At 66.7% G+C, this 13,906-nt stretch carries 13 protein-coding genes; 7 read left to right on the top strand and 6 right to left on the bottom strand.

Translation table 11 applies throughout. From position 1 onward, the window contains the following. Window positions 1-315 precede the first annotated feature (315 nt). The 4 genes from ACNA7R_RS03965 to ACNA7R_RS03950 all read left to right on the top strand — a co-directional run bounded on the left by ACNA7R_RS03965 (window position 316) and on the right by ACNA7R_RS03950 (window position 3,543). On the top strand, window positions 316-954 hold the full coding sequence (locus ACNA7R_RS03965) for an Era-like GTP-binding protein (RefSeq protein WP_278301256.1): 639 nt from the start codon (window positions 316-318) through the stop codon (window positions 952-954). Window positions 955-960: 6 nt separating this feature from the next. Beyond that, window positions 961-1,365, top strand: a complete 405-nt coding sequence (locus ACNA7R_RS03960; protein ID WP_416282248.1) for a DUF2073 domain-containing protein — start codon at window positions 961-963, stop codon at window positions 1,363-1,365. Beyond that, window positions 1,365-2,408, top strand: a complete 1,044-nt coding sequence (locus ACNA7R_RS03955; protein ID WP_416282247.1) for an OapC/ArvC family zinc-ribbon domain-containing protein — start codon at window positions 1,365-1,367, stop codon at window positions 2,406-2,408. The genes ACNA7R_RS03960 and ACNA7R_RS03955 overlap by 1 nt, the downstream gene beginning before the upstream one ends. Window positions 2,409-2,760: 352 nt before the next feature. Beyond that, the gene (locus ACNA7R_RS03950) at window positions 2,761-3,543 is read left to right on the top strand and encodes a hypothetical protein (RefSeq protein WP_416282246.1); all 783 of its coding nucleotides are present in this window, start codon (window positions 2,761-2,763) and stop codon (window positions 3,541-3,543) included. Here ACNA7R_RS03950 and ACNA7R_RS03945 read toward each other — a convergent pair. From ACNA7R_RS03945 to ACNA7R_RS03935, 3 genes are all read right to left on the bottom strand, one after another. Next, complete coding sequence (locus ACNA7R_RS03945; protein WP_416282245.1) at window positions 3,540-4,118, bottom strand: hypothetical protein; 579 nt, start codon at window positions 4,116-4,118, stop codon at window positions 3,540-3,542. The genes ACNA7R_RS03950 and ACNA7R_RS03945 overlap by 4 nt on opposite strands. A gap of 168 nt (window positions 4,119-4,286) precedes the next feature. Continuing rightward, window positions 4,287-5,891 (bottom strand): ABC transporter permease, encoded by a 1,605-nt coding sequence (locus ACNA7R_RS03940; protein WP_416282244.1) that lies wholly within the window; start codon window positions 5,889-5,891, stop codon window positions 4,287-4,289. Window positions 5,892-6,043: 152 nt separating this feature from the next. Beyond that, a complete protein-coding gene (locus ACNA7R_RS03935; RefSeq protein WP_416282243.1) occupies window positions 6,044-7,228 on the bottom strand; it encodes an extracellular solute-binding protein in 1,185 nt (394 codons plus the stop codon). Window positions 7,229-7,464: 236 nt separating this feature from the next. On the opposite strand from ACNA7R_RS03935, the gene ACNA7R_RS03930 reads away from it, so the two are divergent. Beyond that, window positions 7,465-8,145 carry a class I SAM-dependent methyltransferase gene (locus tag ACNA7R_RS03930; protein WP_416282242.1) on the top strand — a complete coding sequence of 227 codons (681 nt, stop codon included), beginning with the start codon at window positions 7,465-7,467 and terminating at the stop codon, window positions 8,143-8,145. 81 nt (window positions 8,146-8,226) lie between these two features. Here ACNA7R_RS03930 and ACNA7R_RS03925 read toward each other — a convergent pair whose 3' ends face one another. After that, on the bottom strand, window positions 8,227-8,802 hold the full coding sequence (locus ACNA7R_RS03925; protein ID WP_416282241.1) for a DUF1684 domain-containing protein: 576 nt from the start codon (window positions 8,800-8,802) through the stop codon (window positions 8,227-8,229). A 121-nt stretch (window positions 8,803-8,923) separates the two neighbouring features. On the opposite strand from ACNA7R_RS03925, the gene ACNA7R_RS03920 reads away from it, so the two are divergent. Then, window positions 8,924-9,550 carry a metal-dependent hydrolase gene (locus ACNA7R_RS03920; protein WP_416282240.1) on the top strand — a complete coding sequence of 209 codons (627 nt, stop codon included), beginning with the start codon at window positions 8,924-8,926 and terminating at the stop codon, window positions 9,548-9,550. Window positions 9,551-9,658: 108 nt separating this feature from the next. Then, the gene (locus ACNA7R_RS03915; protein ID WP_416282292.1) at window positions 9,659-12,040 is read left to right on the top strand and encodes an ATP-dependent DNA helicase; all 2,382 of its coding nucleotides are present in this window, start codon (window positions 9,659-9,661) and stop codon (window positions 12,038-12,040) included. A gap of 127 nt (window positions 12,041-12,167) precedes the next feature. Here the strand turns inward: ACNA7R_RS03915 and ACNA7R_RS03910 are convergent, their stop codons facing one another. After that, window positions 12,168-12,476: a hypothetical protein gene (locus ACNA7R_RS03910; protein WP_416282239.1), complete on the bottom strand. Its 309-nt coding sequence runs from the start codon at window positions 12,474-12,476 to the stop codon at window positions 12,168-12,170. Between the two features lie 118 nt (window positions 12,477-12,594). Continuing rightward, the gene (locus ACNA7R_RS03905) at window positions 12,595-13,740 is read right to left on the bottom strand and encodes a thiamine ABC transporter substrate-binding protein (protein ID WP_416282238.1); all 1,146 of its coding nucleotides are present in this window, start codon (window positions 13,738-13,740) and stop codon (window positions 12,595-12,597) included. Window positions 13,741-13,906: the final 166 nt, after the last annotated feature.

Genomic DNA, 13,906 nt, shown 5'->3' with positions numbered 1-13,906 from the left:
TTCCCGTTCTCCCCAATCACCCTCCCCTCCCCTCGTTGCTCTCCAGTTGAAACGAAGGGGTGGGGGGCATCCTCGCCGTTCCCCGAGAACGTTCGTTCGATCTGACTTTCCTGTCCGTAGACAGTCAGCCACTCGACTTCGACCGGCCACTTCTCAGATTGACACTTACTCCCTATACTGCTTCGTGAGCTGTTTGGTACCTTCTTTCATGGCTTTCTTTCACAGTAGTCGAATTCTCTACACGTCTGACGTAGGCTTAAGTGAATTCAGTTTGTAGTACGCGCAGACGCACTTCGCGGTGCCAGAGGGCCAAGGATGGGACTGTTAACAGGACTCAAAGATAGTATCTCCCGGGTTACGGATCGGCTGTTTACCGACGACCAACCCAAACGAATCGGAATCTACGGACCGCCCAACGCTGGAAAGACGACGCTCGCGAATCGCATCGCACGGGACTGGACCGGCGATGCGGTCGGAACCGAAAGTCACGTTCCACACGAAACACGCCGCGCACGCCGAAAGGAGGACGTCGAGATCGAACGCGACGGGCAGTCGGTCTCGATCGACATCGTCGACACGCCCGGCGTAACCACGAAGGTGGACTACGAGGAGTTCACCGACGAGATGGAGGAAGACGACGCGATCCGCCGGTCCCGCGAGGCCACGGAGGGCGTCGCCGAGGCGATGCACTGGCTTCGCGAGGACGTCGACGGCGTTATTTACGTCCTCGACAGCGCGGAGGATCCGATCACGCAGGTCAACACGATGCTGATCGGCATCATCGAATCCCGCGATCTGCCGGTTCTCATCTTCGCGAACAAGATCGACCTCGACGAAGCGAGCGTGAAACGGATCGAAGACGCGTTCCCCCAGCACAAGACGGTTCCGCTCTCCGCGAAAGAGGGCCAGAACATGGACGAGGTCTACGACAACATCGCGGAGTACTTCGGGTGATCAGTCGTGCCCAAGGCAACTAACCCGGACGACCCCAACGGCGACGACGGCGTACAGATCGATCTCATCAGCGGCGAGCGGATGGACACCCTCGCCTCCACGGAGAAGATCCGGATGATCCTCGACGGCGTCCACGACGGCAACATCGTCATCTTAGAGGAGGGGCTCACCCCCGACGAGGAGAGCAAGCTCATCGAGATGACGATGGCCGAGATCAGTCCCGATGCCGGCTTCAACGGCATCGAGATCGAGACCTACCCCAAATCGGAGACGAAGGACTCGTCGCTGCTGGGTCGGCTCATGGGTTCAAACGAGTCGACGGCGAAGCTGACGGTGATCGGTCCCGCGAACCAGATCGAGACGCTTCACAAGGACGAAACGCTGATCAGCGCGCTCGTGTCCCGCAACTAATGCCACACCAGTGTACGAACTGTGGCCACACGTTTCCCGATGGCTCGAAGGAGATGCTCTCGGGCTGTCCGGACTGTGGCGGGAACAAGTTCCAGTTCACGCCGAACTCGGAGTCGGCCGCCGGGACCGAAGCCGACAGGGCTGCCGGAGACGCTAGCCCCGAAACACCGGCAACGACTACCGACCCCTCCGACGAGCGTTCCGATGGCGTCGCCTCTCGAGCGGCCGAGACCGTTCGCGGCTGGGTTGGCTCGGACTCGAGCGACGAGCCGGCGTCCGGTCCGGCGGAGTCGCCGGGGGCCGACGAGCCGCCAGCAGTCGACGAGGCGGCGGCGAGTGCAGACTCGCCGGGCTCCGACGAAAAGCGGAGCGGCGAGACGACCGACGGCTCTCGGGACGGCGAATCGGCCCGGAGCCGAAACCCGCGCTCGCCGTCGACCCGATCCGGAGACCGGGAGCGAGCGAGCGCCGACCGGGACGACGAGTCGTTCACCGAGTGGCCGGATTCGGCCCGCCGACCCGAGGACCGCTCGTCGTCTGCGGACTCTGCGACCCAGGACGCTACCGACGATCGGTCCGCCCCGGAGCCGTCGACGGGCGACCGGCGAGCCGACTCGAGTGCGGACGCCTCAAGCGCCCCCTCCGACCTCGAGGGCGAGACGGCGACGATGGCGGAGTCGGAGGACTCCGCGCAGGCGACCGCCCGCAGCGAAGTCGTCCCGGCCGACGATCTCCCGGCAGGCTCGAGCGCGGCCGGCGAAGGCGATCCGATCACCGAGGTCGGTCCCGTCGACGACGACCCCGAAGAGACGCCCGATCACGGTCGGGTCGTCAGCGAGCCCTCCGGCGAACAGCCCTCGATCGAGGAGCTCCGCGCGGAGCTCAACGAGCAGTTCGAGAGCATCAAGATCCTCCGTCCGGGCCAGTACGAACTCAACCTCATGGAGCTGTACAACCGCGACGAGTACATCATCTCGCTGCAGGAGGACGGTCGGTACGTCATCGACGTTCCGGAGTCCTGGCACGACGACGGCGACGAGTAGACCGGCCGACCCCTTCGGTTCGACTGTAGACGACCGTTACCACTCCACGAGTCCCTCGTCCCGGGTGTCGCGTTGCAGTCGAACCGGGGGTGTAGGGTGGGTCTCGAACGAGCGGGGATGTGAGAAGTGGCTCGAGGAGAAAGGGATATCCCTGAAGCGTGGCTCGAGAGTGGGGCACGTCTCGAGCGATCGAAACGCCCGACTGCCGCGCGGTTTCGGCCGAGACAGATGGATTTAAGCGACGCGACCGATAGCGTCCGAACATGAGTACCCCAACCAAGGCCGTCCTCGCGACGATCGCCGCGTCGGCGCTGCTGTCGGCGCTGATCATCTTCCAGACCGTTCTCGTCTGATGTTCACCGCTCGAGAGCTCTCGAGCCCGGTCGCGGCGATTCGGGAGGAGCACGCGCCCGACGCCGTCGTCGTCGACTGTGAGCGCGACTTCGAGACGCTGGCGCCGGCTCAGGCCGAGGACCTCGGACTGCTCGTCGACGCGCTCGAGCCGGCGACGTACCCGGCCGAGTGGCTCCCGGAGGACGCTCCGGAGCTGCTCGTCCGCTACGCCGGGTCGGACTTCACCGTCGGAATGCCCGGCGATGGGAGCATCGCCTGGACCCGCCAGACCGTGCCGCCGACCGTCATCATCAAACCCCGCGTCGAGGGCTCGCCCGAACCGTTCATCGAGTTCCTGCTCGCGGAGGCGCTCGTCGAGGTCGGGCTCGACGTTCCCGAACACTTCCTCGGCTTCTTCGAGGCCGAGTACCGCGACCTCGAGCGGGCGACGGCGCTCGATCCGGCCGGCACCTACCAGGTCGCCGCGGCGCTGTACGACGGCTGGAAGGCGCTTCACACGCGCGAGGTGTTCGCGGGGTGGGACGACGACCACCCGGAACTGGCCGACGCTTGGCGGGACGCGGGAACTCGCCTCGAGGACCGCGTTTCGGGCCTTCCGGGCGCGGTCGCCCGCGGGGAGACCGACTTCGCCGACGCGACTGAGCTGGCCTGTGCCGCGATCAAACACGGCCTCGAGCTGCCGGCGCCGTTCGCCGCGCTCGACACCGACGCCTACCGCGATCACGGGCCGGACTACGCGATAACGTGGGCCGAAAAGACGTTCGCCGCGCTCGAGGACTAAAACGTCGCCTCGATGCTGCCGTCCTCGTCGAGATCGATCGTGCCGTCGAACAGCGCGCGGAACTCCTCGACAAGTTCCTCGTCGTGGGGGTCCTCCGAGAGGTGGAACAGCCCGACGGCGTCGTGTTCCTCGAGCAGCTCGAGGATGCGCTCGGCGGCTTCGAGCGCTTGCTCCTCGCCGGCGTAGTAGGCGAGTTCGGTCACCGAGTCGAAACTGAGTCGGAGCTTCCCGTCGTGATCCGAGAGGAAGCCGTCGATGTGGTCGACGATGCCGTCGACGTCGTCCGGCGCGGCAACGTAGTGGACGGTGTCGCTGGTCCGTCGGGAGTAGCCGCGTTCGATGGAGAGCGTGTCGAGGATCTCGGCGCGGTTCTCGTCGACGTCGTAGTACTCGAGTTTCTGTTTGGCCTCGCGGGCGGTCGTTCGGGTGGAGACGACCAGAAAGTTGTCCGTGTCGGTCTTGAGGAAGTCAGTGTCGATGCGGTCCGTTTCGCCGGTGCTCGGATGCAACAGAAGGATACCGGTTCCCCCGGGGACCGTCTCGGGCGTCCCCTCGATCGCCAGTTCGTACTCCATACTGCGTGATCAATTGCCGGAACCGACTTAATTCTGCGGATGTGTCGCCCGACAGCACGCGACGACCGCCCCGAGTCGGGCCATCGTCCCGGCTTTCGAGTCGAACCGAGGGGTCGACCGGGGGTGTCGTGCTGACGATCGGGCGCGTGCGACGGTAACCGTTGAGAGTCACACGTCCTCCTGTCGCAGGAGCACGAGCATCGAGAGCCCGGAGATCACTACCAGCAGGAGGGCGGGGACGGCCGCGTACCGATAGGCCAGCGCGTCCTGTGCGCCCCAGATGATCGAGACGAGCGTGTCCATCCCGACGGGCTGGAGCATCAGCGTCACCGGGAGCTCCTTCATCGTCGTCAGGAAAACGAGAACGCCGCCGGCGATCAGCCCGGGGGTGACCAACGGCAGCGTGACCCGGCGGAACGTCTCGAGCCGACCGGCGTTGAGCGTACGGGCGGCCTCGAGGGTCTTGTCGTCGATCTGTAGTACGGAGGATCGGACGGTACCGACCGCCTGCGGGAGGAATCGGACGACGTACGCGAACACGAGCAGGGCGACGCCCTCTCGGTAGAACGAGGGCAGGGTTCTGGTGCCGAGGAAGACGAGCGCGAGGCCGATAACGACGCCGGGAACGGCGAAGCCGACGTAGGTCACCCGCTCGAGGATCCGCGAAACCAGCGAGTTCGACCGCCCGGAGTAGTACGCGACCGGCAGCGCGAACAGACACGCGACCAGCGCGGCGAGCAGGGCGAGATACACCGAGTTGAACGCGAACTCGGGCTGAAACTCGAGCGAGGGGATGGGGTCGCCCTCGCTGCGAAACAGCCAGTTCGTAAAGATCGCCACGGGGACGACGAGCGTGAGAAAGCCGATAAACGAGACGAACCCCATCGCGGGCCACTTCCAGCGTCCGAGGCGGATGACGCTTCCCTTCGCCGCGCCGCCGCTGACGTCTTCGTCGCGGCCGATCCCGGCCTCGATGACCAGCACAATGGCGACGATCGCGATCAGCTGCAGGGCGAGCAACGCGGCGTACTCGACGGCGAAGCCGCTGAACTCCCAGTAGATCGTGCTCGTGAAGACGTCGGCCTGCATGAACGCCGGCGTCCCGAAGTCCGAGACGGCGTAGAGGGCAGCGAGCAATGCACCGGCCGCGATTCCCGGCCGGATCTGTGGGAACGTGACGCGCCGGAACGCCTCGAGGGGACCGGCGTTGAGCGTTCGTGCGGCGTCGACGATCGAGTTGTCCATCGACAGCAACGCGGCCCGAGTCGTGAGGAACACGTACGGATAGGTGTACAGCGTGATAATCAGGACTGCACCCGAGAGCCCGTCGATGCGGGGGATCGTCGCGCCGAACAGCGAATCGACCTCGCCGCCAGGACCGAACATCCCGGCGAACGCGATCGCACCGATGTAGCTCGGGATCACGAGCGGAAGTGCGGCGACGATGGTCCAGACGCGCGGATACGGGAGGTCGGTTCTGGTTGTCAGTATCGCGAGGGGGACGCCGAGCAGGATCGAAAACGCCGTCACGAACGCCATCAGGGCGATACTGTTGAGCGTGATCCGTGCGGTCCGTGCGGAGACGACGAGGTCGTACGCGCGCGCCAGTTCGACCGTCGTCGCCTGCCAGAGCAGCCAGAACATCGGGGAGACGACGAGAAACGCGACGAGAGCGCTCAGCAGAGCCAGCGCTACCGTCGGACGGTCGGTTTCCCCGAACCGGTCCCGGATCGACTCGAGCGGCCGCGAAGAATCGAGATCGGTTAGTTTCATTGGAGATTGTCCACCCGGTCCGTCGACGTCGCGGACGTAGTCGGCCGTTGGAGCTAGGCGCTCCTAAATCCCCCGAAGCGTTCCCGAGCGGCGAGAAGACTGAAAACGGTCGTACCGTCGCGTTCGTCCGGGTGTTTCCGTTCGGAGCGTCGTCAGACCGTCATCCCTTCCTCGTTGAGGAGATCCTGGGCCTCCTGGAGGTCCATGTCGAAGTCGCTGAGGTCGAACTCCGGCGGGTTGATCTCCTCGAGGTCGGGCAGGTCGCCGACGTAGTCGACGCCCTCGACGACGGGATACTCGCCGTTTGCGTCCATCATGAACTCCTGGCCCTCCGCAGCCAGCAGGTGACGGACGAACTCCGCGACGAGCTCGGGGTCGTCGACGTCGTTCATGATGCCGACGCCCGCGACGCTGAACAGACAGCCCGGATCGTTCTCGGTGAACGCCACGTCGATCGGTGCGTCGGGGTCCTCGTTGAGGATGCGGGCGGCGTAGTAGCTGTTTCCGAGCGCGAGGATCGGGTCGTCGTCGCCGCCCCTGTTGATCGCTTCGGCCTGGTCGGAGCCGCCCGAGAACAGCTGGATCTCCTGCTCGTCGACCATGGTCCGTACCCACTCGCGGGTCTCCTCCTCGCCCTCGAGTTCGACCATCGCCTGGATGAATCCCCGGAACGTCCCGGAGTTCGGTCGCGTCGAGATGACCCCCTCGAACCGATCGTCGGTCGCGAACTCCATGATGTCGGTCGGAAAGTCGTCGGCGTCGCCGTCCCAGCGTTCGGTGTTGTACTGGATCGAGCGCACCCGACCCGTTACGCCGGTCCAGTAGCCCTCGGGTTCGCGGTAGCTCTCCGGAACGGCGTCGACGACGTCCTCGGGAAGCTGTTGAACGGCGCCCTCTCGCTCGAGTTCGCCCAGCGCGCCCGGGTCCTGGGAGTACATCAGGTCGGCAGCGACCGCGTCGCCCTCCTGGAGGATCTGGTTGACCTGGACGTCGTTGTCGTCGTAATCGACGTTGAGCGTCAGCCCGTCGTACTCCTCCTCGAGCGCCACGAAGACGGGGTCGATCTGATCCCGGGTTCGCCCGGAGTAGATCGTGATCTCGCCCTCGAGGTCGCCGAGGTCGTCCCAGGAGACGGCCTCCGAGTCGACCGCCTCTCCCAGGGGTTCGGCGCTCGCGACCGCGCCGGCACCGCCGCCGTTGCCGTTCTCGCTGTTGCCGTCCTCGCCGAGACAGCCGGCCAGCCCCGCGAGCCCCGCGACGGAGACTCCCGCGGTGGCGAGGAACGGTCGGCGACCGGTTACGGCTCGGTTCGAGCTGTCGTCGTCGTGCTGGTGCATAGTTCTTTTAGGTCGACCTAAAACACTAATACCTTCCGATCGTTCCCGGGAGAAGGTTCGAGAGGTCGGGATAGTTACGGCTTCCCGCTCGGCCCTCGTCCGATGCCCACGGATTTCGGCCGACCTAAACCTCCGGTTCAGGCTTTTTAGGGCAGCCTAAAGAAACTGTCGATGGCTCCCGGCTCTCGGGTCGGGGAGCCGAATCGATTTTGACCTTCTGGGGGAAACGAGTCGGTATGAGCGTACGCGAGGAGTTCGACGAGTGGGCTACGAGCGGCCGCGACAGGGGAATGGAGGAGCGCCACTGGCACACCGCCAAACACGCGCTCGCGCGGATGCCCGTCGAACCGGGCGACACGGTTCTCGATCTGGGCTGTGGCAGCGGCTACGCCGGCCGCGCGCTGCGGGATACCAAGGAGGCCGGTCGAGTCTACGGACTCGACGGCTCACCCGAGATGGCACGCAACGCCGCCGACTACACCGACGATCCGCAGGTCGGCTACGTCGTCGGCGACTTCGGTGCCTTGCCGTTCGCCGAGGACTCGATCGATCACGTCTGGTCGATGGAAGCGTTCTACTACGCCGCCGACCCCCACGAGACCCTCGAGGAGATCGCGCGGATCCTCCGGCCGGGCGGCACCTTCTACTGTGCGGTCAACTACTACGAGGAGAACGTCCACTCCCACGAGTGGCAGGAGAAGATCGCCGTCGAGATGACCCGGTGGGACCGCGACCAGTACCGCGAGGCGTTCCGCGCGGCCGGCCTCTCGGTCGCCGGCCAGGACAACATCCCCGACCGGGAGATAAGCATTCCCAGCGAGGCGGCGTTTCCGCTCGAGGACTGGGACACCCGCGAGGCGATGGTCGAGCGCTACCGGGAGTACGGCACCCTGCTGACGGTCGGGGTCGCGCCCTGATTTCGGGCCGAACCCCTTGATTTCCACTCGAGGTTCGGGCACCTCGCCGGTTTCCGCTCGAGACGGCGGACCCGCGCAACGCTACTCGAACCGTTCGCCCGCCGGAATCGTCACCTCGAGCCAGTTCTCCTCCGGCGGCAGCGGGCAGTCGAACGTCTCGCTGTAGGCGCAAAAGGGCGTGTACGCGAGGTTGAAGTCGACAACCAGTTCGTCGCCGGTCTCGAGATCCCGATCCGCCGCGAGCTCCATGTACCGCCCGCCCTCGTAGGTCTGCTGGCCCGTCGTCTTGTCTCGGAACGGGACGAAGTACGGTTCCTCGTTCGGACTCTCGAGCTGGTAGGCCGCCAGCTCGAAGCTGCCGTCCTCGAGGTCCTCGTCCTCGCGCCGGAGTTCGAACTCGAGCGTCGTCGCCCGGAGGTAGCGCATCTCCCGACCCGCCGTGGTGTCCATCAGGACGACCTCGGGATCGTCGTGGGCGGTCACGGTCGCGGTCACCCGGTAGGTCGGATCGGGCTCGAAGTAGTCCAGCCCTTCGAACCCCTCGCGGTCCTCGGGCGGGACCGGCGACTGGGGATGTTCGGCGAAGAAGTCGTCCTTCTCGGCGCGTTTGGACTCGAGTTCCGCGCGCCACTCCTCGACGTCGATCGAATCGGTCATACCGCCAGTTGGAAACCGAACGGGGAAGGCGTTGTGCTCCGCCGTCGCGCCCGACACGTATATGCCGATTGTTACTAACTACCCAGGAAGGGTTATTATTCCCGAGACCCGAGGGCGGGGTATGTGGCCCTGGGAGCACGCGATCGTGGGGTACGTGGCGTACTCGCTGTTCTGTCACGCCTACTACCGCGATTCGCCCGGCGGACTCGAGGCGTTCGCGGTCGTCTTCGCCTCCGTGCTCCCCGACCTGATCGACAAACCCCTGGCCTGGGAGTTCGAGGTCTTCGAGATCGGCTACGCGATCGGCCACTCGATCTTCTTTGCCGTTCCCCTGTCGATCGCCGTCGGCGCGCTCGCGCGCTCTCGCGGTCGGCTCCGGGCCGGCCTCGCCTTTGGCCTCGGCTATCTCCTGCATCTGCCCGCCGACGTCCTCGACGGCTACCTCCGCGACGGCCACCTCAGCTTCTGGATCCTCTTGTGGCCGTTTCGCCAGGACGAGGCCCACCTCCACGCCCGCGAGACGAGCATCGGCGTGGTCGACCAGTTCTTCGTGTACTTTTTCCGGTACCTCTTCCAGCTGCTCTCCGGTGACCCCTCGTCGTACCTCCTGTTCCAGTTCGGACTGGCGGCTTTCGCCGCGCTGCTGTGGCTCTACGACGGCGCCCCGGTCCTCCGGGAGTCGCTTCTCGCCGTCAAGCACCTTCTCGAGCGGGCGGTCGAGTCGGCGACCGGGTCCCGAAGCCGCTGACGCGACCGACCGCCGTCGGCCTCCGCTCGAGGACGCCCGACGTTTATATCCGAAGGCGCGGCTACGGTCCGTCAACGCTATGAGCGACCGACGATGAGTACGGCAGGAATGACCGACTGGCGCTCGATCTTCGGCCACCCCCAGCCCTACGACGAGCAGGTCGACGGTATCGAGACCGCGGTCGAGACGGCTCGAGACGGCGGCTACACCGTCGTCGAGGGGGCCTGCGGCACCGGGAAGACGATGATCGCGCTCACGGCCGGGATCGACCTCGTGCGCGACCCCGGCACCGACTACGAGCGCGTCTTCGTCCTCACGAGCGTCAAACAGCAGCTTCGCCAGTTCGAGGCCGACCTCGAGACGATCAACGACAATCTCCCGGACGACTGGAACCCCGTCTCGGGGCTGACGCTGGTCGGGAAGGCCGACGTCTGTCCGTACAACCGCGCCGGTGCAGGAGGAATCGACGACGGCAACGTCTACGACCGGTGTGAGAGCCTTCGGGACCGGACCCGCGAGCTGACCGGCGAGGGCGGCGAGACGACCGCGGGCACGCTGACCGCCCGCGCCCGCCAGCAACAGACCGGACTCGCCGACAGCGGGACGACTGGCGCGACGGGACGGTTCCTCGAGACCGCCGGGGAGACCGCGGCCTACCCGCCGGAGATGCCGACGTACTCCGACGGCGGCGCGGTCGGCGCCGAGACGGAGTACTGTCCGTTCTACGCCCAGTACCTCGAGGACCTTCCCGAGGAAGAGAGCGAGGGCGACGCGGCCAAGGCGGTCCCGTTCGATTTCACGAGTACCGGAATGATGACCCCCGACGACCTCGTCGCCCGCTCGGTTCGCAACGGTACCTGCCCCCACTCCGTGATGGGCGCCGCGCTGGGCCACGTCGAGGTCGTCATCGGCAACTACTACCACGCGTTCGATCCGACCACGACGACCGCCTTTACCGGGGCTCTCCTCGACGACTCGACGTTCGTCGTCTGCGACGAGGCCCACATGCTCGAGCCCCGCGTGCGCGATCTAGTCAGCGACGGCGTCGCCGACCAAACGCTTCGGGACGCCGAGACGGAACTCTCCCGAGTCCTCCAGCCGATCAGGTTCGAGCGCGAGGGCCGCGACGCACAGGGCGGCTCGAAGACCGCCGACGCCGACCTCGTGCGGGGCGAACTTGAGGACAGCGACGTCTCCGTCGAGGAACTCTCGCGTACGCTCGAGTTCGTTCGGGACCTCCGGGACGAACTCGATCGCCGCGTTATCGCCCACCTCGACCGGAACCACCGTGGGTGGCAGTCCAATCTCACCGAACTCTCGGACGCCGAAATTCCGCTCCGGGATCCCCAGGAACCGGCCGTCGACGATCTCACCGAGTGGGCCGCCGGCGCCGGCTACAGCGACGCCGTCTGGGTCCGGGCCGAGGACGTCGGCGCCGTCGCCGAGCGCGTGCTGAACGAGGCAGAAGACGAGGACCGAACCCGCGCGGCGCCCGCCGTCGGTCGCGTCCTCGGGGAGTGGTACCGGCGGGATCACACCGACTACTTCCGGGAGATCGAACTCGAGCGCACCTGGGACGAGACCGAGCCCGCCGACTCCTGGCGACGGGCCTACACCGCCCGGCTCGCCCTGCACAACTGCGTCCCCAGCGAGGCGATCGGCGATCGGCTGGCGGCGTTCGGCGGCGGGATCCTGATGAGCGCGACCCTCGAGCCCGTCGACGCGTTCACCGAGGTGACGGGACTCGACTACCTCGCCGACGAGGAGGACCGACCGGTGGTCGAACGCCGGTACGGGCTGCACTTTCCCGAGGAGAACCGCGAGAGCTTCGCGGTCGCCGCGCCGAAGTACACCTACGACAACCGGGGGCGACCTGGCGAGACCAACTCGACGCGGACCCACTACGCCGACGCCGTCGCGTCGGTCGCCCGCCTTCCCGGCAACGTGCTCGTCGGGATGCCAAGCTACGCGGAGGCCGAGTGGATCGCGGGCGCCCTCGAGGACCGGATCGAGAAACCGGTTCTGCTCGATTCCGCCAGCGACGACGAGACGACCCAGTCGCTCAAGAGCGACTTCTTCGCGGGCGAGGGCAAGGTGCTGGTCACGAGCCTGCGAGGGACGCTCACCGAGGGCGTCGACTACAGCGGCGACCGCCTCGCGGCCGCCGTGGTCTGTGGCGTCCCGATCGTCAACACCTCGAGCCCGCGGACGACGGCCGTGCGCCGGGCCTACGACGACGCCTTCGGCGACGGGTTCGAGTACGCCCTGACCATCCCCGCGGTTCGAAAGTCCAGACAGGCCGTCGGCAGGGTCATCCGTTCGGCCGAGGACGTCGGCGTCCGGGTGCTGCTCGACGAGCGCTACGCCCGGGATAGCTGGGACTCGGTGCGGGAGTACCTCCCCGACGACGGCGAGTTCCAGCCCGTCAGTCCCGACATGCTCGAGGTCGGGCTCGATCGGTTCCGGTCGCGGCTCTATAGTAACAACTGAAACTGTTTGCACACCGATCGCACGACTGCTGTGCGATCGGGTGCGCACTGACTTTCAGTGGCTACTATAGCCGGGCTCGAGCGAGCGGATTCGGTGGCGTCCGCCGACGATCCCGGTCGACGACCGATCAGGTCGACTTTCGCACCGTGACGGTCGTCGTCGGCGTCTCCGCGTACAGCGAGTACAGCAGCACCGCACAGCCCCCGGCGGTGAACGAGCTCTGGACGGCGACGCCGAGCGCGATCCGCCCGCCGACGAGGTGGATCGCTCCGCCGAGGACCGAGCCGGCGACGAGCAGTCCGAACCCGACGGCGACCGCCCGGAGCGGTCCGGCTCCGGTTCGCCGGAACGCGCGGTAGGCGAGCGCCGCGACCGCGCCGCCGGTGAGCAACGTTGCCGTGTTCGCGATTGCGATGAGGACGCTGTATTCGTTCATGTGGTTCCTCGAGCCTCGAGCGGGGAGCCCGCTCGAGGACCCGTTCGTTCACCGCTGGATCACGCTGGTACTTCAGTCGGGTGGCCGGTTCCCACTCGAGCGGAACCGTCGGGATTCGTCACTGACCGATCGTCTCACTCCAGCCGTCGAGCCACCGCTCGAGGTCGGAGCGGAGTCGATCGTAGCCCACCGAAACGGGTTCGGACGGGACCGCCGCCGTTTCCTCGAACGTCTCGTCGAGTTCGAGGAACGCTCGACTGAGGGCCGGTATCTGGGACTGACGGACGGCGAGCTCGGCCTGAACGTCGCTCGAGAGCAGGAAGTTCAGGAAGTCGTAGGCGAGCTCTACCTGTTCGGCGTCCTCGAAGACGGCCGCGCCGACGGGCGTCTCGTACCCCTGCTCCTCCGGGAACGCGAGTTCCCAGTCGTCGGTATCCCGCCCCTCCCGCTCGGCGACGGCGGCGTCGGTCGAGTAGCCGACCGCGAGCGGTCGGTCGCCGTCGGCGAACGCGGCCGTCGACGTTATCCAGTCGTCGACGAGTTCGAGCCCGTTCTCCTCGAGGTCGCCCCAGTAGCGGCGGTAGCCGTCGTCGCCGACCGCTTCGATCGTCCAGAGCAGGAAGGCGAGACCGGCCTCGGAGCGATCGGGACGCGGAGCGAGCAGGGTCCCCTCGTACTCCTCGTCGAGCAGATCGGTGAGCCCGTCGGGTTCCTCGAGGTCGCCCTCGTCGTACCACAGACAGCTGTACCGTACCCCAGTCGAAACGACGCGCCCCGATGGATCCCCGAACTCGAGGCCGTCACGGATCCGCTCGGCCGCGGGGAGCCGGTCGGCGTCGACGTCCCGGAAGAGAGTGTTCGGCGCGAGATCGGCGTCGAGACGGGCGAGGTCGGGCGGCGTGAGCCCGAGATACACGTCGGCGTCGATCTCGGCGCCCTGTTCGGCGCGTCTGCGGTAGTGATCGAGGCCGGCCTCCGGGATCGTCCACTGGAGTTCGGCGTCGGGAAACTCCTCCTCGAAGGCCTCCCTGAGCCACTCGCCGGCGGCTCGCTCCCCGACGACCGTCGACTCGGTCGTCGCCACGCGAAACGTCCCCTCGAGATCGGGATCGCCGCGCTCGGTGTCGTCGCGCTCGGTCGCGTCGGTCGCGTCCTCGTCGTCTCCGTTCTCCTCGCGTTCCTCGTCGTCCTCGCGGGAGAAACAGCCCGCCGTCCCGGCGAGCGCGCCGACGCCGACGGCCCGCACGACCGAACGCCGATTCATGGTGGGAGTGACACGCCGTGTCGCCTTAAGCGCCGGGATCGCCCGACGGATACCGATCGGTCGCCCTCGTCACGGAAAGGCTATGACGGTCGACGGCCATCGGCCCGTGTGACAGCCACCACGAACTCGCCGCGGCGGCGCTACGTGCTCGGCGTCGTCGTCGCGG

The sequence above is a fragment of the Natronococcus sp. genome (assembly GCF_047921035.1).
Classification (GTDB): Archaea; Halobacteriota; Halobacteria; order Halobacteriales; family Natrialbaceae; genus Natronococcus.
Note: the sequence above shows the minus strand (reverse complement) of the source record. Positions and strands in the feature narration are given on the sequence as shown.

Excerpts from the sequence above, each read along its gene's own strand:
- ACNA7R_RS03965 (WP_278301256.1), top strand. The coding sequence starts at position 316 with ATGGGACTGTTAACAGGACTCAAAGATAGTATCTCCCGGGTTACGGAT.
- ACNA7R_RS03955 (WP_416282247.1), top strand. The coding sequence starts at position 1,365 with ATGCCACACCAGTGTACGAACTGTGGCCACACGTTTCCCGATGGCTCG.
- ACNA7R_RS03950 (WP_416282246.1), top strand. The coding sequence starts at position 2,761 with ATGTTCACCGCTCGAGAGCTCTCGAGCCCGGTCGCGGCGATTCGGGAG.
- ACNA7R_RS03945 (WP_416282245.1), bottom strand. The coding sequence starts at position 4,118 with ATGGAGTACGAACTGGCGATCGAGGGGACGCCCGAGACGGTCCCCGGG.
- ACNA7R_RS03940 (WP_416282244.1), bottom strand. The coding sequence starts at position 5,891 with ATGAAACTAACCGATCTCGATTCTTCGCGGCCGCTCGAGTCGATCCGG.
- ACNA7R_RS03935 (WP_416282243.1), bottom strand. The coding sequence starts at position 7,228 with ATGCACCAGCACGACGACGACAGCTCGAACCGAGCCGTAACCGGTCGC.
- ACNA7R_RS03930 (WP_416282242.1), top strand. The coding sequence starts at position 7,465 with ATGAGCGTACGCGAGGAGTTCGACGAGTGGGCTACGAGCGGCCGCGAC.
- ACNA7R_RS03925 (WP_416282241.1), bottom strand. The coding sequence starts at position 8,802 with ATGACCGATTCGATCGACGTCGAGGAGTGGCGCGCGGAACTCGAGTCC.
- ACNA7R_RS03920 (WP_416282240.1), top strand. The coding sequence starts at position 8,924 with ATGTGGCCCTGGGAGCACGCGATCGTGGGGTACGTGGCGTACTCGCTG.
- ACNA7R_RS03915 (WP_416282292.1), top strand. The coding sequence starts at position 9,659 with ATGACCGACTGGCGCTCGATCTTCGGCCACCCCCAGCCCTACGACGAG.
- ACNA7R_RS03910 (WP_416282239.1), bottom strand. The coding sequence starts at position 12,476 with ATGAACGAATACAGCGTCCTCATCGCAATCGCGAACACGGCAACGTTG.
- ACNA7R_RS03905 (WP_416282238.1), bottom strand. The coding sequence starts at position 13,740 with ATGAATCGGCGTTCGGTCGTGCGGGCCGTCGGCGTCGGCGCGCTCGCC.